The sequence below is a fragment of the Komagataeibacter oboediens genome (assembly GCF_018491655.1).
Taxonomy (GTDB): domain Bacteria; phylum Pseudomonadota; class Alphaproteobacteria; order Acetobacterales; family Acetobacteraceae; genus Komagataeibacter; species Komagataeibacter oboediens.
The window spans coordinates 226,118-246,998 of sequence record NZ_JABLUU010000003.1 but is presented as its reverse complement, the minus strand read 5'-3'; the positions used below and the strand labels follow the sequence as shown (position 1 = coordinate 246,998).

Below are 20,881 nucleotides of genomic sequence, written 5' to 3'. Positions count from 1 at the left end.
TCACAACACCCAGGCCGCGCAGTACCATGAGGCCGGGCTGGATGCCGCGGCCATCACCAATACCGCCCTTGAGGCGCTGGGTGTCGGAATCAGCATGACGCAGCCCTTGCTAAAGACAGCAAACGGACCGAAATCATGAACATTATGAAACATGTCCTGAAAACCACCTCGCTGGCGCTGTGCGCCGGACTGATGGCGGCACCGGTCGTCCCTGCCGTCCTCCCCATTCATGCAGCCCATGCGGCCAGCGCATCCGATGCGCAGGTGCAGGAGCCGATCAAGAGCCTGTATGCGGCGCTGGAGCGCGTGCAGGCCAAAGGAAGCGGCTCGTTCGAGCAGCGTTCGCAGATGCTGGCCCCGGCGATCGACCACGCCTACAACATCGAGGCCGTGCTCGCATCCTCCATCGGGCCACGTTACGCGGGCCTGAGCGATGACCAGAAGCAGACCCTGCTGACCACATTCCGGCAGTTCACCATCGCCCGGTATGTGTCCAGCTTCAAACCCGGCAGTGATGCGCGCTTCACCATCGACCCGACCGTAACCCCTTCACCCGCCGGCAATGACCGTATTGTTGTAACACATATCGGATCGTCCGATGACCCAAGCGGGACCGAAATCAACTACGTCATGCGCTCCGGCCCGAAAGGCTGGCAGATCGTTGATGTACTGCTGAACGCCCACATAAGCCAGGTCGCCGCCCAGCGCGCCGATTTCAGTTCCGCACTGTCGGGTGGCAATGTGCAGAAACTGACGAATCTGCTACAGAAAAAAATCAAAACGTTCTCGGAAGAGTGATATTACACTTACCTGACGCCGTTTTCTAACTTGCTCCATACGCGGGACCTTGCCGGAAAGATAATGTCTGTTTTCAACGCTCTTGTTTCACCCGCCGGACTGGCCGCAACCGTTGCGGCCGCCGGGTGCATGCAGGCAGCGCTTGGCACTTTTCTGGTCTCGCGTTTCCGGTGGCAGGAAAAACGCGTGGACCGGGCGGTGCCCATGCCTCCGGTCTCCGTGCTCAAGCCCCTCCACGGCGATGAACCGCTGCTGGAGGAAGCGCTTGAAAGCTTCTGCACGCAGGACTACCCGCAGATGCAGATCGTCTTTGGCGTACAGTCCGAAGACGATGCGGCGATTCCAATCGTACACCGCCTGATGGAACGCCACCCGGACGTGAACATGGAACTGGTGGTTGACCCCACCTTTCACGGCGTCAACCGCAAGATCGGCAACCTGATCAACATCATGACCCGCGTGAAACATGATGTTCTGGTCATTTCCGATTCGGATATTCACGTCGCCCCCGATTACCTGCGGCATGTGGTGGGCGCGCTGGTGCCGTCCAATGTCGGGCTGGTCACCACGTTGTATGCCGGGCTTCCGGCATCCCCCACCGTGCCGCGCCTGCTGGCCGCATGCCAGATCAACCACAATTTCCTGCCCGGCGTCATGCTGTCGCGCTACCTCGGGAGGCAGGACTGCCTGGGCGCAACCATGGCGCTGCGGCGGTCCATGCTGGAAGACATTGGCGGACTGGAAGCACTGGTGCCCCATGTGGCCGATGATGCGATCCTGGGCCGCTACGTACGCGACCGTGGTAAGGATATCGCCATTGCCGCGTGCATGACATGGACCACAGTGGGCGAGACCTCGATGCGCGAGGTACTGGCGCATGAACTGCGCTGGGGCCGGACCGTCAAGACGCTGGAACCGGCGGGATACGCTGCATCCGCCATCCAGCTGCCCCTGTTCTGGGCCACCGTGGCGGTGCTTGTCGCACCGCATGCAGCTTGGACATGGTTCTTCTTTCTTGGTGCATGGGGATGGCGGGCCGTGTGTTCCTTCATCCTGGACCGGACGCTGGCGCAACGCAGCCTGCTGCCGTTACTGCTCCTGCCACTGCGTGACTGGCTCTCGGCCGCCATCATGGTGGGCAGTGTCACGGGCACGCGGGTTGCATGGCGCGGGCAGACGATGCATGTCACGCCACATTCGGTCATGACACCACGATCGCAGCCGGCTTCCCCCGGTGACTGACCCGCCCCCAGCAGGCTGAACTGCTTGAGAATTCCACCCCTGTAGTCAATAAGAACGGGTATAAGGGAACCCTCTTCCCCGCCAGAGCCCGAGGATACGCGTAGCATGATGAAAACCCTGTTTCTCCAGCCGCCTTCGTTTGACGGATTCGACGGTGGGGCCGGTTCCCGCTATCAGGCCAAGCGGGAAATCAAGTCGTTCTGGTATCCGACGTGGCTGGCGCAGCCTGCCGCCATGGTCGAAGGCAGCCGCCTGATCGATGCGCCGCCCGCACGCATGGGCATGGAGCCGATCCTGGAAGACGTGCGCAACCGTGATCTGGTCGTCATGCACACCTCCACCCCGTCCTTTGCATCCGATGTGCGCGTAGCCCAGATGCTCAAGGACGCGAACCCGAAGGTGAAGATCGGCATGGTCGGCGCCAAGGTGGCCGTGCAGCCCGAGGAAAGCCTACTGAACGCCCCGCCGGTCGATTTCGTGGCCCGTAACGAATTCGACTTCACCATCAAGGAAATGGCGGAAGGCCGCGACTGGAAGGATGTCGATGGCATTTCCTGGCGCGATGCGGATGGCAAGATCGTCCATAACCGCGACCGCGCCATGATCGAGGACATGGACAGCCTGCCGTTCGTGACCGAGGTGTACAAGCGTGACCTGAAGATCGAGGATTACTTCATCGGGTACCTGATGCACCCGTACATCTCGATCTATACCGGCCGTGGTTGCAAGTCGCGCTGCACCTTCTGCCTGTGGCCGCAGACGGTGGGTGGCCATCACTACCGCACCCGCAGCCCCGAGCACGTGGCTGCCGAAATCCGTCTGGCGAAGCAGTATTTCCCGCAGGTGAAGGAATTCTTCTTCGACGATGACACCTTCACCGATGACCTGCCGCGCGCCGAAGCGATCGCCAAGGAACTGGGCAAGCTGGGTGTGACGTGGTCGTGCAATGCGAAGGCCAATGTGCCCCGCAAGACGCTGGAAGTGCTAAAGGCCAATGGCCTGCGCCTGCTACTGGTCGGTTACGAAAGCGGCAACCAGCAGATCCTGCACAACATCAAGAAAGGCATGCGCGTCGAGACGGCGCGTGAGTTCACCAAGAACTGCCACGAACTGGGAATCAAGATCCACGGCACCTTCATCCTCGGCCTGCCGGGCGAAACGAAGGAAACCATTCAGGAAACCATCAAGTTCGCCACCGAGATCAACCCGCACACGCTGCAGGTTTCGCTGGCTGCGCCATATCCCGGCACGTTCCTGCACAAGCAGGCAACCGAGAACGGCTGGCTGGATGAAAAGAACGCCGAACTGATCGACGATAACGGCGTGCAGATCGCACCGCTGCACTACCCGCACCTGTCGCACACGGAAATCTTCCAGAGCGTGGAAGAATTCTACCGGAAGTTCTATTTCCGCGCGCCCAAGATCGCCTCGATCGTGAACGAGATGGTCCGTAGCCCGCAGATGATGAAGCGCCGCCTGCGCGAAGGGGTGGAGTTCTTCCAGTTCCTGCGCGAACGCCGCGCCGCCTGATCGGGCTGCCTGCGATTACCCCATGCCGGGACCTTCGGGTTCCGGCATTTCTTTTGTCATGCCACCCGGTTTCCCATCATGAAGCGCGTCATCATATCCGCCGATGATTTCGGCCTGTCCGAAGAAGTGAACGAGGCGATCGAGATCGCCCATCGGGACGGATTGCTGTCGACTGCCAGCCTTATGGTATCCGGCCCTGCCGCGGTCGACGCCGTGCGCCGTGCAAAAAAGCTGCCGGACCTGCGCGTGGGGCTGCATCTGGTCGCGATCGAGGGACCGGCAACCCTGCCGCCTGCCGATATCCCGCTGCTGGTGCCGCAGGACGGGCAGTTCCCGTCTGACCAGCTGAAGCTGGGGATAGAGTATTTTTTCCGCCCTGCCGTGCGCCGGGAACTGGCTGCCGAGATCGAAGCCCAGTTCCGCGCCTTTGCTGCGACCGGTCTTGCCCTAGACCACGCGAATGCGCACAAGCACATGCACCTGCACCCCACCGTGGGTCGGTACATGATCGAAAGTGGACTGCGCCACGGGCTGCGCGCGATCCGCGTGCCTCTGGAACCGCCCGAGCCGCTTTATGCCGCCGGCACCTATACCGATACGCTGGGGGATGCGGCACTCCGCCGCTGGACCGGCCTGCTGCGCCATCAGGCGCACAAGGCGGGACTGGTCACGAATGACTGGTGTTTCGGGCTGGCGTGGAGCGGCCACATGACGACCGACCGCGTCTCCGCCCTTGCGGCACACCTGCCGGACGGCCTGTCGGAAATCTATTTCCACCCGGCCACGGCAAAGAACAAACTATTGCAGAAGCTCATGCCCACCTATGAGCACGAGGCGGAATTCCGCACGCTATGCGCGCCCGGTTTCCGCTCCGGCCTCGCCCATTCGGGGACCGTGCCCACCACATGGACGGATGTGGCCCGCGCTTCATGACGGGCCACGCCTGACAGCCGGACAGGTCAGCCGAGGTTGCTCTTGACCCATTCCTTGAGCTGGCTCTTGGGCAGAGCGCCGGTCTTGCTGGCAACCGGTGCACCGTCCTTGAACAGGATCAGCGTCGGGATGCCGCGCACGGCGTAATTGTTGGGCGTGTTGGGGTTGTCGTCGATATTGACCTTGGCGACGGTCATCTTGCCCTTGAATTCCGCGCCGATTTCATCCAGCGCCGGGGCAATCATCTTGCACGGGCCGCACCATTCCGCCCAGAAATCGACCAGGACCGGCTCCTTGGAGTCCAGAACCTTCGTCTTGAACTGGTCATCGCTGACCGCAACCGTGTTTTCACTCATCACTCAAAACTCCTTCATGGCGGCCAGAACCGCCGCCCTGTCGTGCTGACATGGCCATGCCGACGCATGGGGTCAAGTCATCGCCTGACCCGCACCTGTCATGTCCGGCGCATACCGGTCCAGTAACGTAGCAGGCAGGATGTCAACGCGCACGCCCTCCGTCCAGACCAGGGCGCACACCACCTGCCTGCCGGGATAGACCCCACGCAACAGGGCGCGGTAGGCCGCCATCTGCCGCAGGTACAGCACCGGCGTTCTGTCAACGTCTGCCGGGGGGGTACGGTTTGTCTTGAAATCGCACACCGTCACCGTATCCGCGCCGACCGCCATGCGGTCCACCTGTCCCACGATCACCTGCTGGCCCACGATACCGGCCAGTGGCTGTTCCGCCCGGCTGCCGGGGGCAAACAGGGCGGCAAGACGGGGCATGTCCATGACGGCAAGGACCTGCGTCACCAGTTCTTCGCACTGCCCGGTATCCAGCCCCGCCGCCGGGCGCGACAGCCATGACCAGGCGAGTTCCGCCCGTTCATCCTCCGGGCAATCGGGCAGATATTGCAACAGGGCGTGCACAAGCTGCCCGCGTTGCAGGGCACGGGCGCGCTGACCCGCCGGATCGGCCCGATCGCGCACGGTCCTGGCGGATGCCAGTGGCGACCGCACGGCAGGCTGCGGGCCAAGGGCGACATCATCGGGACGGCTGGGCGCCAGCGGACGGGCCAGCGGCCCTTCCGTGACCGGCATGACGGGCCGCCACTGCGGGGCATGGCCCATCCATGCAGGCAGGTCATGCGCCGGTGCGACTGCAACTTGTTCCTGACCGGCGCGCGTTGTCTGCGCGGGCGGGACCGTGCGCGCTTCCTCCAGCACAAGGCTGTCCCCTTCCCAGCCAAGGTCAAAGGGCCGGGCGGTGGCGCCAGCGCTTTCAAATCCCTGCCGACACAGGTCATACCAGCAGCCATCAGGCACGCCGCGCCGGGGTTCCCACCCGCAGATCACCAGCCTGTCGCTTGCCCGGGTCAGGGCGACATACAGCAGGCGGTTATATTCCTCCGCCGCTTCACGGCGTATCTTCTCCTGCACGGACGCCGTCACATCCGTGGCCAGTTCACGCCGTGGCACCCATATCGGGATATCGAGTCCCGTGACGGAATCGGTTTCCCACAGGATGTTGGTATCGGAACGGGGCGTTGCGATCGTATCGGGCAGGATGACAAGACGCGCCTGCAGCCCCTTCGCCCCATGCGCCGTCATGACACGCACCATGTTGGCCGATGCATCGGGTTCATGCCGCACGGTTTCATCCGAGGCATGCAGCCAGTGCAGGAATCCCTGCAGGGAAATGGCGTGCGCTTCCTCAAACCGCAATGCCGCGGACAGCAGTTCGTCAACCGGTTCCACCGCTTCCGGCCCGAGGCGGGCCAGCAGCCGGGCACGTCCCCCCAGCGGGCCAAGGGCTTCGGCCAGAAGCTGGTACGGCGTTGCATAATCGACCTGCCGGAACAGGGTATTGAGGATATGCCATGCCGCCGACCAGTCGGGCCGTTCCGCATGGCGCATGCGCAGCACCGCCCATAGCGGCTGCCCATCACGCCCCGTCGCGAGGTGCATGAGCGAGTCGTCATCCAGCCCCCCGATCGGGGATGTCAGCACGCAGGCCAGCGTCAGGTCATCCTGCGGCAGCAGGAGCGCCGCGCACAGCGCCATCAGGTCCTGCACCGCAAGCTGGTCGGTCAGAACGGTGCGCACCAGTGTCGCCACCGGCACGTCATTGCTTTTCAGCGCCCGGATCAACGCGCGCGCGAAGGCGGAGCGACGGGGCACGAGGATCAGCACATCACCGGGTGCCAGCGGCGCTTCCCCCTGTGCGGGCGGCGTACCCAGCTGTCGGGCGATCCAGGCCGCCAATGTATCGGCCAGACGCTGCTGGGCCGTGGACTGCCCGGCATTGTGGGTGGGGGCCATCCACGGGCTTATGTCCGTCTCATCAGGTTCCACTGGCACGGGGGGCCATATTTCCACGCACCCACCCTGCCCCGGCCGCGCGGTGACATGGGCGGGAATGGTGCCATCCGGTTCCACTACGCCCCGGGCGGCGGCGGGATTGGCGAACACGCTGTCCACCAGTTTCAGCACGGGCGCGGTGGAGCGGAAGGAAACGGTCAGCGCCGGTTCGCGCCATATGGCCCGTGCGGCGGCGGCGCTGCGGCGGAACCGCTGCCGCCATGCGCGAAAGGCTTCCGGGTCGGCACCCTGAAAGGAATAGATCGACTGCTTGTAATCCCCTACCGCGAAAATGGTGCGGGGACAGCCGTCATCATCATGCGTGCCTTCACCGGCAAAGAATTCCGATGTCAGGCCACCGGCAATGGCCCACTGGTCGGGCGATGTATCCTGCACCTCATCAAGCAGCAGGTGATCAATCCCGCCATCAAGCTTGTACAGCACCCATGCGGCACCGGGATCGTCCAGCAACTGCAGCGTACGGTCGATCAGGTCATCATAATCGACCATGCCCTGCGCGTCCTTGCGCGTGGCGTAGCGTTCCAGCACCGGCTGGGCCACGCACAACAGGGCACAGGTCAGTTCAAACACCGTAATGGCGCGCAACTGCTGGTCAACGCCAATGACCCGCACGGCTTCCGCACCAAGACGGTCGGCCAGACCGGGACAGGCGGTATCCATCTTGGGATTGAGGCCGCCACGTTTGCGCGGCTCCCCTTTCTGCGTCAGCAGGCCACCCCGCCATGTGGACCAGTCCGCCGCGCGGACGGCCACATCCTGACCCAGCCATGCCAGCATGGCTTCCGCCTGCACCCGGACGCTGGCCGATCCTTCCCGCGCCACGCACCGTAGCCCGTCACGCAAAATATCCTCATCGGGGATCGTGGCGCAGGCATTGCGCAAGACCTCGTCCACACTGCGCCCGCTTATGCCCAGCAACCGCATGAGGGCCGATTCCACCCCGGCCCGATCCACCACCCAGCGGCGCGCCACCGGCAGCATGCGACGCGACTGGGCCTGCAGCCGGGAAATCAGTGCGGTAAAATCCCCCACCCCGATCTGTCCCGCCAGCATGGCGACGGCGGGACCACCCTGTCCCACCACATCCTCCACCGCCGCGCGCTGGGCCAGACGGGCATCGGTTTCCTCGATCAGGGTAAAATGCGGGCTGATCGCAGCTTCCACCGGGAAACGCCGCAGCAGCGACTGGCAGAAGGCATGGATGGTGCCAATGCGCATGCCACCGGGAAGGTCCAGCACGCGGGCGAACAGTTCGCGCGCCACGCGGCGAGTTTCTTCCCCCGTCGGCACGGACAGGCGGTCAAGCTCACGGTCCAGATCCGCATCGGGCAGCATGACCCACTGGCCCAGGCGGTTCTGCAGGCGGATGGACATTTCCGCTGCTGCCGCCTTGGTAAAGGTCAGGCACAGGATACGGGCGGGATCGCTGCCGGGTACGCGCGTCATGACGCCATCGCGGTCGGGCACGTCACGCGGCAGCATGAGGCGCAGCAGCCGGTCAATCAGCAGCTTGGTCTTGCCACTGCCGGCAGAGGCGGAAACGAATACCGATGCCTGGGGGTCGGATGCTTCCGCCTGGCTGCGGTTGGCGATGTCAATGGCGGACGCCATGCCGTCACCCTTCATCATGGCCCTGTTCATGCGCCATTCTCCTCACGCGCGGCACTCCATTCCGCCACGCGGGCCAGATGGGCGTAATCGGCAAAACGGGGTTCCTCGCCGGGGAAGGGATGGGACAGGTAAGGCTGGTCAGGATTGTCGTAGGCCGTAACCAGATCACGCAGCCCCTTCCTGCAGCCCGCGATCAGTTCCGCCAGTTCCGTGCCCCGCGCCACGTCCAGTACCTGTGCAGGGACATGCCCGCCGGTCAGGCGCCAGTATACCAGTTCCGCCACCGTGCCCGCGACGGGGGGCGGAAACCCCCCACATTCGATCATCGCCGCCTCCAGCACCAGCTGCGACTGCCAGCCTTCCATCACGCTGCGCCGGGTGGGCAGCGTGCCGGTCTTGTAGTCAAACAGGCTCAGGCTGCCATCGCCATGCAGGTCGATCCGGTCCGCACGCCCCCGCAGGGTAAACGGACCACCGGGCAGATCCTCCAGCCGCATCTGACCCGCCAGTTCCGTCAGCACGGTTCGGGGGCCGCCAGTGGCGCGGCGCGTTTCCTCGGCCTGTGCGCACCACGTGGCGATGCGTTCCAGCCGGGGCGCCCACCATGCCGCAAGGGCGGGACGCAGGGCCGCCTCGCGCAGCACATCGGCAAAGACGTCGCGCATGCGGGCGGCGCCATCATGGGGCCAGTCAGCGGGATGGGCACGGAACCAGCGGTCCAGCGCGGCATGCACGATCTGCCCGTAATCGGCGGCATCGGCCAGTTCCTCCAGATCCGCAAGCGGGCGCAGCCTGAGAATACGCCGCGCGTAAATGGCGTAGGGGTCGCGCATCCATGTCTCGATTTCCGTCACCGACAGGCTGCGCGGGCGCAGGCCCACCGCCGGACGCGGCCGTGGCGGGGCAACAGGCACCGCCGCGCCGGCCGGACGGTCCAGGCTGTCCAGCCAGCGCAGCGCCGGATGCGTGGGCAGGCCGTGTCCATGCCCCGCCAGATAGGCATCCAGCCGCACCAGCCACCGCGCGGGCACCGTTGGCGCACCCTGCCGCCGGGCCGCCAGCGACAGCACCACATCGGGGGCAGCACAGGCACAGGACACGAAATCATGCGCGGCCTGACCAATGGCCCATTCGGGTGATGGCAGGCCGACACGCGTGCGCATGGGGCGGCTCATCCATGGGCCGGGATCGGTCGCGGGTGGCCAGACGGTTTCGACCAGACCACCCAGCACGATGGTATCCGCCGTCTGCAGCCGGGCTTCCAGCAGCCCCCAGATGAACACGCGCGGATGCACCGCCGTCCCCTCACGCCCGCGCACGGCGCGCCGTCCCTGCACCGTCATGCCCGCAAGGGACGAGGCCAGCAGCCCGTCCAGCGCGCCCAGACGCGCATCGGGCAGGACATCGCACCATGCCAGCATTGCACTCATATGCTGGCCCAGCGCATTCCCTTCCTCGCCTGCCCACAGCCGGTCCGCGCCATCCATGGTGTCGGTCGCAGCCAGCGCCTGCGCGGTTTCAACCAGTGCCGCCAGCAGGACGGATACCGGCACCAGCGTGCTGCCGGGCAGGGCCAGCAGGGGGCCAAAGGCGGTTTCCAGACGGTTGAGGAAGGCGTTTATTTCCTCCGGCGCATCCGGGGCGTCGGCCAGCGCGCCATGCGGGTCATCTGCCGCGCGCCCCAGTGCGCGGCGCAACCCCGCGATACCCGGCGGCGGTGCCGGCCCACGCAGCACAAGACGTTCAAGCTGCCGCGCACTGGCGCGGCAGTTGCCCGGCGACAGCCCGCACGCCGCCAGCGGATGCTTGATGACGGACAGCAGGGCCACCGGCGACAGGCCGCCATCCACCGCCTGCACGATCAGCCGCAGAAAGGCGGTCTGTGGTATGGTCAGCAGGCTTTCGCCAGCGCTGTCATCGGCAATGACGCCCCAGCGCACCAGTTCCGTCGCCACCCGTCCGGCCAGCGCCCGGTCGGGGGTGACAAGGGCCGCCCGTCGGCCCGGCTGTTCCAGCACCTGCCGCAGCACCATGGCGATGGCGGCGGCTTCTTCCTGCTGGTCGGCACTACGCAGGACCGACAGGCCATCGGCCGCAACCGGGGCGTCGGGCGCGCGCCAGCGGTCCAGCGCATGGGCGGGCAGCAATGCGCGGGCCAGCAGGCTGGCGCGGGAGACGGGACTGCTGGCCACATCCCCATCGGCGATGGTGTCCCACCGTTCCATGCAGGCACGTTCCATACCCAGTTCGGCCAGCATATGCGCCGTGCCAGCCTGCGGATGATCGGGTGGCAGGCGCTGCCAGACATCATCGGCACAGTCCATGTCCACGCCGGGCAGCACCAGCAGTCCGTCGGGCAGGGACAGCACGGCCCGCAGCATGGCGATGGTGGAGGGCACGGCATCGGAAAAACCTGCGGCCCAGATGGGGTAACCTGCTGGTGGCGGCGTCTCCATCCACCGCGCGGCCTGCGCGTGCAGCAGACCGGTCTGGCGGGCGACGGGGTTCATCACCCCCTGTTCCGCCAGCCATGCGGGCCACACACTGGTCACGATGGACAGGAATTTCAACGTCTGGTGCCAGTGCTGGGCAAAGTCACCTTCCGCCGCATGGGGCAGGCGTTCGCACAGGTCGCATTCCGCCCATTCCGCCTCATCCATCAGGTCCGCCAGCGCGCGCGCCAGCGGCCATGCCTGGTCCACGCCCTGCACATCGCCAAACGCCCTGCCCGCCTGCATGACCAGCAGCGTCAGCGTCGCCAGCCGCCGCACGGGGTCCACCGCGGGCGGCAGGTCCAGCGCACTGCACCCCGACAGTGCCAGCGATGCCTCGTCCAGCGCCGCGATGGGCGCAATGCGGGGCAGCAGGATGGGACGGCCATCAACCTGACGGACAAAGGCTTCGGTCAACGCACGGGCGGCGCGGCGGCTGGGCAGAAGGATCAGGCCATTGCCGCAGGCCTGTGCATCATGGCCAGCCTGTTCCACCCAGCGGGCGGCGATCTGGTCGACAAACGGCACATGGGACGGCACGACCGCCGCCCGCCCCCGCACACAGGCGGTCGTGGGCCCGGTCATATATCGTTATCCGAATCCGGGTTCAGGGCGGAATGCAGCACGCGTTCCGCCGCATGTATGTCGGCGGGACGGGACAGATGGAACCACAGCGAATCGTGCACGATCACCCCCAGCCTGCCTGCCTCCATCGCACGGTCCCACAGCCTGTTCATGCTGAACCCGCCTTCCGGCGCGCCATCAAACAGGGCGGGAGAGACGATCTGCACGCCCGTAAAGACATAGGGCGTGATTTCCCCCGCGCGCGGGCGGCGGGGCATGCCATGCGCGTTCACCGCGAAATCCCCATTGCCCACTTCCCCCACCGCCCGCGTCATGGCGCCCAGCAGCAGCATGGCGTCCATGCGATCAGGTTCAAACGCGGCAGCCAGCCGGCGCAGCGCGGGCACAGGACCATTGAGCCACATGGCATCGCCATTGAGCAGGAAGAACGCCCCCGGTCCCAGCCGCCCCGCCCGCAGGGCGGCGGCGGCACTGCCCCCGGTTTCCAGCAGGGTGGGTTCGGGCTGTTCAATGGTCAGCGGCCCACGGCCTGCTGCACGCCGCGCGGCAAGGGCGGCGTGAATGTCATCAGGCCGCCAGTGGGCATTGACCACCACCTGCTGCACGCCACAGGCCTCCAGCCGGTCCAGCACGTGATCCAGAATGGGCTGTCCCGCCACGCGCAGAAGCGGCTTGGGCACCGACTCGCTCAGCGGCCGCATCCGCCGTCCCATACCCGCTGCGAAAACCATGGCGGTACGTGGCATGTTCACGCCCATTATGCCTCTCCTGTCCCGAAAGCGGCTGATTGCGCCAGTCGCGTGTCCCATCCTTCCAGCCGGGCGATACGCCCGCCCGCCGCATCCGGCGCAAGGGTGATACGTAATGCATCAGGCGGGGTCAGCCCCCCAAGACGCTGCGGCCATTCCACCACGACGATACCTTCGCGTGCATCGTCCCACCCCAGTTCATACAGGCCCTCCGGCCCGTCGAGGCGCCACAGGTCGAAATGCGCGACCTCGGCCACGGGGGCGTCATAGACCTGCACCAGCGTGTAGGACGGGCTTGGCACTTCCATGTCCCCATCGTCACACAGGCCGCGCAGCAGTGCACGCGCCAGCGTGGTCTTGCCTGCCCCCAGATCCCCCTCCAGCAGCACGCAGTCACCTGCACGCAGCACGTCGGCCAGCGCGTGGCCAAGCCGCGCAGTCGCCTGCGCATCGGGCAGGGAAATTTCACGCATGGATGATCCCGCCCCCTGCTTTTGCACGATTATATGTCATGAACCGATTGTGCCCCCCCATCGCGGCCACGCACAAGGGGCGACGGACAGGATGCACCAAAGCGCTTGCGCCAGCGCCGACAACAACGCAAAACCGTACGTAACATATGCCTACACACCCGATCACGGACCGCGGAACACCAGAACCTGACATGACCATGCCTTCCCCCACCCACACCACCGATGTCGCCATTATCGGCGCAGGCCCCGCGGGCCTGTTCGCCGCATTTGAATGCGGGATGCTCAAGCTTGGCTGCATCATCATCGATGCGCTGGATGAAATCGGCGGACAGTGCGCGGCGCTGTATCCGGAAAAACCGATTTATGACATTCCCGCCCACCCCGCGATCGAGGGTGGCGCACTGATTGATGCGCTCGACCGCCAGATCGCCCCGTTTGACGTGCCCCGCCTGCTGGGCCGCCGGGTGGAAAGCCTGGAAGGGACGCGCGGCGGTTTCCGGCTGGGCACCTCCAGCGGGGATGTCATCGCAGCGCATGCGGTCATCATTGCCGCGGGCGCGGGCGCGTTTGGACCCAACCGTCCCCCGCTGGACGGTCTGGCCGCGTTCGAGCAGACCGGTGGCGTGCAGTATTTCGTCCGCCGCCGCGCCGATTTCGCGGACAGGGACGTACTGATCGCAGGCGGTGGCGATTCCGCGGTGGACTGGGCGCTGTCCCTGCGCGACGTCGCGCGCAGCGTGAAGCTGGTCCACCGGCGCGACCGCTTCCGCGCCGCCCCCGAAAGCCTGCGTCAGCTTGACGAAGCCGTGGCGCGTGGCGAAGTCGAAAAGATCATCGGCTACCAGCTGCATGGCCTGCATGGCGCGGACGGGCAGCTGGCTGGCGTGGACCTTGCAACGCTGGATGGCACGGTGCGGCACGTGGCGTGCGATCACCTGCTGCCCTTCTTCGGGCTGGCGACCGATCTCGGCCCGATCGCGCAGTGGGGGCTGGACACCATACGCGGCACCATTCCCGTCACCCCGTCCACCTGCGAAAGCAGCCTGCCCGGCATTTTCGCCGTGGGCGATGTCGCAACCTATCCCGGCAAGCTGAAGCTGATCCTGCAGGGCTTTACCGAAGGGGCGATGGCCGCCCATGCCATCCACCCCATCGTCCACCCCGACACGGCGCTGCATTTCGAGTATTCAACCAGCAAGGGCGTGCCGGCAGGCTGATTTCAGCCATCCGGTCCTGTCATAACAGAAACGGTTGACCATTCTTGCGTCGTGGCGCATCCCCGGTGTGTCGATGATGGAAGTAAGGATGAAACTGTGAAAGTGATCGTTCTGGGCGCCGGTGTGGTGGGCGTGACGACGGCATGGTACCTGGCAAAGGCCGGACATGAAGTCACGGTCGTTGACCGCCAGCCCGCTGCGGCCATGGAAACCTCCTTTGCCAATGCCGGACAGATTTCACCGGGGTTTTCCTCGCCCTGGGCGGAACCGGCCCTGCCGGTAAAGGTCCTGCGGTGGATGGCCAGCCGCCACGCGCCCATGGTGGTCCGCCCACGTATCGACTTCGCCATGATGCGCTGGATCGAGCAGCTTCTGGCCAACTGCAACATGCATGATTACGACATCAACAAGTCACGCATGCTGCGGATCGCACAATACAGCCGCGACTGCCTGGATGCCCTGCGCAAGGACACCGGCATCACCTATGATGATGGACAGCGTGGCCTGATCCAGCTTTTCCGTACGCAGAAACAGATTGACCATGCCGCCCGCGACATGGCCCTGCTGGACCAGGCGGGCATTGCCCACGAACTCCTCAGCCCGGATGAAATCACCCGGCATGAACCCGGTCTGTCGGAAAACCGGCACCTGTTCAGCGGTGGCCTGCGCCTGCCGGGTGACGAAACAGGCGACTGCCACATGTTCACCCAGCGCCTGGCGCAGAAGGCGGAACAGGAACTGGGCGTCACCTTCCATTATGAAACCACCATCGAGGCGCTTGACGCCTCGGCCACGGATATCTTTGGCGTCCGCACATCCGCGGGCCGCATGACGGCGGATGCCTATGTCGTGTCCATGGGCAGTTATTCACCGCTGCTGTTGCGTCCGCTGGGCGTACATCTGCCGGTCTATCCCACCAAGGGATATTCCCTGACGCTGCCGGTGACCGACGCGGCGCGCGCACCGCTATCCACCGTGTGTGACTCGACCCACAAGGTCTCCATCACCCGTCTGGGCGACCGGATCCGCATTGGCGGCACGGCGGAACTGACTGGCTACAACCTGCGCCTGAGCCGTGACCGGCGGGAACTGCTGGAACTGTCCTTCTCAGAACTGTTCGGTGCCAGCGGCGACCTGTCACAGGGGGCATACTGGACCGGCCTGCGCCCCAGCACGCCAGACGGCACGCCGGTCATCGGGCCTGCGGGACGTTTTTCCAACCTGTGGCTCAATACCGGCCATGGCACGCTGGGCTGGACCATGGCCTGCGGATCGGGCCGCGTGCTGTCCGACCGGATGAGCGGCAAACGCACCGAAATCCCCTGCCTGGACCTGTCCCTGGACCGTTACACCACGACCTGAAATATGGTTTCCAAATAACCAATTGATAAAAAAGATAGAAGTTTTGGGCGTCGCCTTTTTGCAAAAAGGCGGCGTTTTCTAGCGTCCTGTAGATTTACAGGATGTTTCATCTGCAGACTTTTTAAACGGTCTCCCGGCCTGCCCGGATGCCGCCCACAAAAAAAGCCCGGTTTGATAACCGGGCTTTTTTCTTGGCTATTCCTGCCAGCATCATGAAGACACCAGCAGGAAAGCAGCAGTGATTACTGCGCCGCCGGAGCAGCCGGAGCCGCATCGGTGGATTCCGCCTTCTTCGCACCGTGGTGACGGCCGCTATGGTGACGGCTACCGTGATGCTTCGCCTTCTTGGCGCCAGCTTCAGCAGGGGCAGCGCCTTCAGCTGCGTCCGGTGCATGTTCCGGTGCAGAAACGGCCGGGGTGGTCGGTTCAGCAGTCGTCTGGGCCATGACGGGGGCGGCAACGCCCATGACGGCAACGGCGGACAGGGCGGCCAGGAAGCGACGGGGGGAAACGATCATATAAAAATACTCCAACAAATCAGGAATTCTGATCCTAATGCGTCTATCGGGCGACGAATCGGTACACCCGAGCCGACCCCCTTGCTGTAACATGCCGCAGAGGGATCGTCTCGGATTAAAATTCTTAAATTTATTAGGAATGTCTTACTTTTGCCCCATGGTGACCGCAATCTCAAGAACTGAAACGTAACTAAAGATTACAGCCACCACATTGGACAGGCAGCGGATCAGTCAACCGCGCCGGAACGTTCGCGCTTCTTGCGTTCGTGCGGGTCAAGATAGCGCTTGCGGATACGCACGGCAGACGGCGTGACCTCCACCAGTTCATCATCCTCAATATAGGCGATGGCCTGTTCCAGGTTCATCTTGCGCGGCGGGATCAGCAGCAGGGCCTCGTCCTTGCCTGCGGCACGGATGTTGGTCAGCTTCTTTTCACGGATCGGATTTACTTCCAGATCATTCTCACGCGAATGCTCGCCAATGATCATGCCGACATAGACCTTCTCGCCCGCGTCAACGAACAGCGTGCCACGATCCTGCAGCGAGAACAGCGAATACTGCGTGGTCGCGCCATCTTCGGACGAGATCAGCGAACCATTACGACGACCGGCAATCGGCCCGACATAGGGCTGATAGCCATGGAACAGGCGGTTCATGATGCCCGACCCACGCGTATCGGTCAGGAATTCACCATGGTAGCCGATCAGTCCGCGCGACGGGATCAGGAAGCTCAGGCGCACCTTGCCGCCACCGGACGGCTGCATGTCCTGCATGATGCCCTTACGCAGCGCCATCTTTTCAACCACGACGCCCGAATACGGCTCGTCCACGTCGATAAGGACTTCCTCGAACGGTTCTTCGCGCTCGCCGGTTTCCTCGTTGGTGCGGAACAGCACGCGGGGACGGCCGATGGTCAGCTCGAAGCCTTCACGACGCATCTGCTCGATCAGGACGCCAAGCTGCAGTTCGCCACGGCCTGCGACCTCGAAGGCTTCGCTCTCGGGACTTTCGGATACGCGGATGGCGATGTTGCCTTCCGTTTCCTTGAACAGACGATCACGGATCTGGCGCGACGTAACCTTCTTGCCCTCACGGCCACCAAGCGGGCCATCATTGAGGCGGAAGGTCATGGACAACGTCGGCGGGTCAACCGGGGTGGAGGGCAGCGGTTCCTTGACCTCGGGGGAAGCAATGGTCTCGGGAATCGTCGCTTCCGACAGGCCGGCCACGGCCACGATGTCACCGGCTTCGACTTCTTCCACCGGCACGCGGTCAAGGCCACGGAAGGACAGCAGCTTGGTCAGGCGGCCGGTTTCCACAACCGAACCATCGGGACGCAGCACATGCACCGGCATGTTCATCTTCGCCGTGCCCTGTTCGACACGACCGGTCAGCACGCGGCCAAGGAAGTTGTCGTTTTCAAGGATGGTGGCGACCATCGCGAACGGCGCATCCTTCTTCACGTGCGGCGGCGGTACGTGGCGCAGGATCAGGTCGAACAGCGGGGACAGGTCCTTGCGCGGGCCATCGATTTCCGTATCCGCCCAGCCCTGACGGCCCGAGGCATACAGCATGGGGAAATCAAGCTGTTCGTCATTCGCGCCAAGGGCTGCGAACAGGTCAAAGATCTCGTTATGGACTTCATCGGGACGGGCGTCGCCACGGTCGATCTTGTTGACGACCACGATCGGCTTCAGGCCGCGCGCCAGCGCCTTGCCCACCACGAACTTCGTCTGCGGCAGCGCGCCCTCGGCGGAGTCGACCAGCACGACCGCGCCGTCAACCATGCTCAGGATACGCTCCACCTCGCCGCCGAAGTCGGCATGGCCCGGGGTGTCGATGATGTTGATGCGGGTATCCTTCCACACGACGGACGTGCACTTGGCCAGGATCGTGATGCCACGCTCACGCTCCAGGTCGTTGCTGTCCATGGCACGTTCGGCAACGTGCTGGTTGTCACGGAAGGAACCGGACTGTTTCAGAAGCTGATCGACCAGTGTGGTCTTGCCATGATCGACGTGCGCGATAATGGCGATATTGCGGATATCCATAAGTGCTCTTGACCTGACTTTCCTTGGCGGACGCCATAAGGGGGCGCAGCGGCACATGCGGGGGGCACCCGTGCGTGCGGCGGCGTGATGAGTGGCTGCTGCGTGCGTAGATAAAGCGGAAAAGCACGGATTGCACGCGAAACTTCGTGCCCGCGCCCATCACACGCCCGGCAGAACGTGCCCTGCGGATCAGAAATCCATGTCCTGACGCATGTTCATGAGCGGCCGCGCACCGTAATGCGAGATGACTTCCGATGCCGCGACACTGCCCAGACGCCCGCATTCCGCCAGCGTCCGGTCCGATGTCCAGCCCGCCAGGAACCCCGCGGCGTAGGCGTCGCCCGCCCCCGTGGTATCGATCACCTGCGTGCGGACGCTGTCGATCACAATGCGCTGCTGGTCCTGAATGATGATGCTGCCCCGCTCGGACCGGGTCAGGACGGCGAAATGCGTCTCGGCCGAGACAAGGCGTGCGGCCTCGTCAAAATCATCGGTCTGGTACAGGGCGCAGATCTCGTCCTCGTTGGCGAACAGGATGTCGATATGCCCACGCACGAGTTCGTGGAAGGCATGGCGGTGACGGTCCACGCAGAACCGGTCAGACAGCGACAGGGCTACCTTGCGCCCGGCGTCATGCGCAATGCGGGCAGCGGTGCGGAAGGCTTCCTGCGCGTCCGGCGGATCGAACAGGTAGCCTTCCATGTAGATGACTTTCGATGCACGCACGACATCAACCAGCACGTCTTCGGGGCTGAAGGTGACACATGCGCCCAGATAGGTATTCATGGTGCGCTGGCCATCGGGCGTGACCAGGATGATGCAGCGTGCGGTGGGATGGTTTTCCCCTGCGTCGCCCTGCAGCGGGGAAGACGGAAAATACACGCCCGCCGCCTGCATGTCGGCAGCAAAGGCCTGTCCCGGGGCATCCGCCGCCACCTTGCCCAGATAGGCCACGCGCGCACCCATGTTGGACGCCACCACACAGGTATTGGCGGCGGACCCGCCACCCATTTCCTTTTCACGTTTGATCTGGGCATACAGCGCCTTGGCACGGTCAGCGTCGATCAGCGTCATGCTGCCGGGTGTCATGCCGTTATCCTGCGGGAAGGCCGCGTCCACCGGTGCCAGGACATCGACAATCGCATTGCCGATACCCAGCAGATCAAACCGGCATTCCGCCGCCTGTCCCGTATTTTCCATCTTCTGTTCCACTACCCGTCATCAATTCAGTCACATGTGCGGAAATAGCGTCCGGACGCCATGAAATAACCCATTTTTTCCCGCATGGTCCGGCCCATCGCTATCATTGGTGGGTAAGCAGCGCAACGCATGATGTTTTTTATGCACCGCTGTTCCCCTTAACGCCTCTTGTCGGCATGATGGGGGGGCGTATAACCGTTGCAAGAGGGGGCTGCAGCCTGCAACCAGCCCGCCGAAAGCGTATCTTCCGGTTCCGGGGCGCAACCCGTCCCGATACAGCATAACCAAGCGGGGTAATATTGTTTAGACGACGCAAGCCAGCAGAAACCCAGCCACCCGCCCCGACCACGCCCCCCGCGCAACAGCCGGGCCGTCCAGCCACAGGCGGTGGCTCCTCCCCCTCAACCACACCTGCAAGCAAGGAAAATACATCTATGGCCCGCCCCCCCTTCCCGCCTACGCCCAACGCCCCTCCCGCGCCTGGCGGGGCACGTCCCGGCGCGCCGGGTGCCGCCGTCGCCAAGAAGGAAAATGACCGCCGCACCCTGGTGGTGGGTCGTGGCATCAGCGTGCAGGGTACGATTCAGGACGCCGAGCGGCTGGTTGTGGAAGGCACGGTTGAATCTTCCCTGATCAACGCATCCGAGCTCCAGATCGCACAGGGCGGCGTGTTCAAGGGCGAAGTCGAGGTTGAGGACGCCGAACTGGCTGGCACGATCGATGGCACGCTGACGGTACGCGGCAGCCTGACGATCCGTTCGACCGGTCGGCTGCTGGGCAAGGCCAAGTGCCGTCGCCTGAAGGTGGAAGATGGCGGTCAGGTCACCGGCCAGCTGGAAATGATCACCGCACCGGCGGCACCGGCAGCAGCCCCGGCCACCCCGCCTCGTCCGGCTGCGGAATAAGCATTCCGATCCGCCCGCACCCCGGGCGGATACAAAAAACGCCAGTGGCAGTAATGTCCTGGCGTTTTTTAATGCAATCCCTGTGGGAAAATGATCAGGCCACGTTATCGCGACGGTCCCGCAGCTTAACATAGGCAAGCTGCGCATGTTCCGCACAGTACGGCTTGCCCGGCAGCGGAGTGGCACCACAGAAATGGAAGCCCGGCGTGCCCGGGTCACCCAATGGCCAGCAGCAGGACTGGCTGCTGCGACGCCTGGGTTCACTGACCGGACGCAGGGCGGCCTTGGTCGCGCGGGTGGCGCGCGGCGCGGGGGCCGTTTCCGCCGCGGCCGCGGGCTTGGGCTGTGGCGCAGGCGTCGGGGTGGCCTGCGCTTTTGCGGGTGCCTTTTGCGGCGCCTGGGGCGCGGCAGGCGTTACGGCAGGTGCCGCAGCAGCCTCAGCCGCAGGTGTCGCGGGCGTATTTTCAACGGCAGGTGTCGGCGCCGGGGCTTCTGCTGTGGTCGCGGCCGGCGCGGAGGCCGCCTTCGCCGCACGCCGGATGGGCGATGGACGTGGTTTCAGGCCCAGACGGTGCGCCTTGCCAACCACCGCGTTCTTGGTCACGGAGAGCTGACGCCCGATTTCTGCGGTCGACAAGCCCTGCTGCCACAGATCACGCAGGCGCGCGATCGTCTCCTCGGTCCATTCCATCGCCATCGTTCTGCACTCCTTACGCGGAATGGTGGGAAATTAGGCTCATACCGTGCCCGACTCAACTGTCAGGGCACAGAATCTTGTGGACGGTTCTGCGCATAACCTGTTTGCAACCCCGGTAAAACCGTAACAGGGCCGCA

Annotated in this window: 16 protein-coding genes; 7 read left to right on the top strand and 9 right to left on the bottom strand. The window is 64.4% G+C overall.

Annotated features, from left to right (window positions below; genetic code table 11):
* Nucleotides 1–135: 135 nt before the first annotated feature.
* The 4 genes from HNO79_RS04835 (at nt 136) to hpnK (ending at nt 4,503) form a co-directional block, all read left to right on the top strand.
* Entirely contained in the window at nt 136–798 is a 663-nt protein-coding gene (locus HNO79_RS04835) for an ABC transporter substrate-binding protein (protein ID WP_010515484.1), read from the top strand.
* A 63-nt stretch (nt 799–861) separates the two neighbouring features.
* Nucleotides 862–2,040: a bacteriohopanetetrol glucosamine biosynthesis glycosyltransferase HpnI gene (gene hpnI, locus HNO79_RS04830; RefSeq protein ID WP_010515486.1), complete on the top strand. Its 1,179-nt coding sequence runs from the start codon at nt 862–864 to the stop codon at nt 2,038–2,040.
* A gap of 105 nt (nt 2,041–2,145) precedes the next feature.
* Entirely contained in the window at nt 2,146–3,570 is a 1,425-nt protein-coding gene (gene hpnJ / locus HNO79_RS04825) for a hopanoid biosynthesis associated radical SAM protein HpnJ (protein WP_026018636.1), read from the top strand.
* Nucleotides 3,571–3,648: 78 nt separating this feature from the next.
* On the top strand, nt 3,649–4,503 hold the full coding sequence (hpnK, locus tag HNO79_RS04820) for a hopanoid biosynthesis-associated protein HpnK (RefSeq protein ID WP_214164406.1): 855 nt from the start codon (nt 3,649–3,651) through the stop codon (nt 4,501–4,503).
* 26 nt (nt 4,504–4,529) lie between these two features.
* Here hpnK and trxA read toward each other — a convergent pair whose 3' ends face one another.
* The 5 genes from trxA to tsaE form a co-directional block, all read right to left on the bottom strand.
* Nucleotides 4,530–4,859, bottom strand: a complete 330-nt coding sequence (trxA, locus tag HNO79_RS04815; RefSeq protein WP_010515489.1) for a thioredoxin TrxA — start codon at nt 4,857–4,859, stop codon at nt 4,530–4,532.
* 72 nt (nt 4,860–4,931) lie between these two features.
* Nucleotides 4,932–8,525 carry a double-strand break repair helicase AddA gene (addA, locus tag HNO79_RS04810; RefSeq protein ID WP_214164407.1) on the bottom strand — a complete coding sequence of 1,198 codons (3,594 nt, stop codon included), beginning with the start codon at nt 8,523–8,525 and terminating at the stop codon, nt 4,932–4,934.
* A complete protein-coding gene (gene addB / locus HNO79_RS04805) occupies nt 8,522–11,572 on the bottom strand; it encodes a double-strand break repair protein AddB (protein ID WP_214164408.1) in 3,051 nt (1,016 codons plus the stop codon). Before addB ends, addA begins: the two co-directional genes overlap by 4 nt.
* Complete coding sequence (locus HNO79_RS04800; RefSeq protein ID WP_214164409.1) at nt 11,569–12,330, bottom strand: nucleotidyltransferase family protein; 762 nt, start codon at nt 12,328–12,330, stop codon at nt 11,569–11,571. The genes addB and HNO79_RS04800 overlap by 4 nt, the downstream gene beginning before the upstream one ends.
* Nucleotides 12,330–12,794, bottom strand: coding sequence for a tRNA (adenosine(37)-N6)-threonylcarbamoyltransferase complex ATPase subunit type 1 TsaE (gene tsaE, locus HNO79_RS04795; RefSeq protein WP_214164410.1), 465 nt, complete (start codon nt 12,792–12,794; stop codon nt 12,330–12,332). The genes HNO79_RS04800 and tsaE overlap by 1 nt, the downstream gene beginning before the upstream one ends.
* Nucleotides 12,795–12,985: 191 nt before the next feature.
* Here tsaE and HNO79_RS04790 point away from each other — a divergent pair, with 191 nt between their 5' ends.
* Complete coding sequence (locus HNO79_RS04790) at nt 12,986–14,011, top strand: NAD(P)/FAD-dependent oxidoreductase (RefSeq protein ID WP_010515496.1); 1,026 nt, start codon at nt 12,986–12,988, stop codon at nt 14,009–14,011.
* Between the two features lie 96 nt (nt 14,012–14,107).
* Nucleotides 14,108–15,373: a D-amino acid dehydrogenase gene (locus HNO79_RS04785; RefSeq protein WP_029329621.1), complete on the top strand. Its 1,266-nt coding sequence runs from the start codon at nt 14,108–14,110 to the stop codon at nt 15,371–15,373.
* Between the two features lie 242 nt (nt 15,374–15,615).
* On the opposite strand, the gene HNO79_RS04780 is transcribed toward HNO79_RS04785, so the two are convergent.
* From HNO79_RS04780 to HNO79_RS04770, 3 genes are all read right to left on the bottom strand, one after another.
* A complete protein-coding gene (locus HNO79_RS04780; RefSeq protein ID WP_200409936.1) occupies nt 15,616–15,891 on the bottom strand; it encodes a hypothetical protein in 276 nt (91 codons plus the stop codon).
* A gap of 227 nt (nt 15,892–16,118) precedes the next feature.
* Nucleotides 16,119–17,942: a translational GTPase TypA gene (gene typA / locus HNO79_RS04775; protein WP_010515499.1), complete on the bottom strand. Its 1,824-nt coding sequence runs from the start codon at nt 17,940–17,942 to the stop codon at nt 16,119–16,121.
* Nucleotides 17,943–18,131: 189 nt separating this feature from the next.
* Nucleotides 18,132–19,142: an adenosine kinase gene (locus HNO79_RS04770; RefSeq protein WP_048855834.1), complete on the bottom strand. Its 1,011-nt coding sequence runs from the start codon at nt 19,140–19,142 to the stop codon at nt 18,132–18,134.
* A 434-nt stretch (nt 19,143–19,576) separates the two neighbouring features.
* On the opposite strand from HNO79_RS04770, the gene HNO79_RS04765 reads away from it, so the two are divergent.
* Entirely contained in the window at nt 19,577–20,047 is a 471-nt protein-coding gene (locus HNO79_RS04765; protein ID WP_010515501.1) for a bactofilin family protein, read from the top strand.
* 94 nt (nt 20,048–20,141) lie between these two features.
* On the opposite strand, the gene HNO79_RS04760 is transcribed toward HNO79_RS04765, so the two are convergent.
* Nucleotides 20,142–20,744 (bottom strand): GcrA family cell cycle regulator, encoded by a 603-nt coding sequence (locus HNO79_RS04760; RefSeq protein ID WP_048855823.1) that lies wholly within the window; start codon nt 20,742–20,744, stop codon nt 20,142–20,144.
* Between the last annotated feature and the right edge of the window lie 137 nt (nt 20,745–20,881).

Coding starts and splice junctions, on each gene's coding strand:
- trxA (WP_010515489.1), bottom strand. CDS start 4,859: ATGAGTGAAAACACGGTTGCGGTCAGCGATGACCAGTTCAAGACGAAG.
- tsaE (WP_214164410.1), bottom strand. CDS start 12,794: ATGCGTGAAATTTCCCTGCCCGATGCGCAGGCGACTGCGCGGCTTGGC.
- HNO79_RS04780 (WP_200409936.1), bottom strand. CDS start 15,891: ATGATCGTTTCCCCCCGTCGCTTCCTGGCCGCCCTGTCCGCCGTTGCC.
- addA (WP_214164407.1), bottom strand. CDS start 8,525: ATGAACAGGGCCATGATGAAGGGTGACGGCATGGCGTCCGCCATTGAC.
- typA (WP_010515499.1), bottom strand. CDS start 17,942: ATGGATATCCGCAATATCGCCATTATCGCGCACGTCGATCATGGCAAG.
- HNO79_RS04760 (WP_048855823.1), bottom strand. CDS start 20,744: ATGGCGATGGAATGGACCGAGGAGACGATCGCGCGCCTGCGTGATCTG.
- hpnJ (WP_026018636.1), top strand. CDS start 2,146: ATGATGAAAACCCTGTTTCTCCAGCCGCCTTCGTTTGACGGATTCGAC.
- HNO79_RS04790 (WP_010515496.1), top strand. CDS start 12,986: ATGACCATGCCTTCCCCCACCCACACCACCGATGTCGCCATTATCGGC.
- HNO79_RS04765 (WP_010515501.1), top strand. CDS start 19,577: ATGGCCCGCCCCCCCTTCCCGCCTACGCCCAACGCCCCTCCCGCGCCT.
- HNO79_RS04835 (WP_010515484.1), top strand. CDS start 136: ATGAACATTATGAAACATGTCCTGAAAACCACCTCGCTGGCGCTGTGC.
- hpnI (WP_010515486.1), top strand. CDS start 862: ATGTCTGTTTTCAACGCTCTTGTTTCACCCGCCGGACTGGCCGCAACC.
- addB (WP_214164408.1), bottom strand. CDS start 11,572: ATGACCGGGCCCACGACCGCCTGTGTGCGGGGGCGGGCGGCGGTCGTG.
- HNO79_RS04770 (WP_048855834.1), bottom strand. CDS start 19,142: ATGGAAAATACGGGACAGGCGGCGGAATGCCGGTTTGATCTGCTGGGT.
- hpnK (WP_214164406.1), top strand. CDS start 3,649: ATGAAGCGCGTCATCATATCCGCCGATGATTTCGGCCTGTCCGAAGAA.
- HNO79_RS04800 (WP_214164409.1), bottom strand. CDS start 12,330: ATGGGCGTGAACATGCCACGTACCGCCATGGTTTTCGCAGCGGGTATG.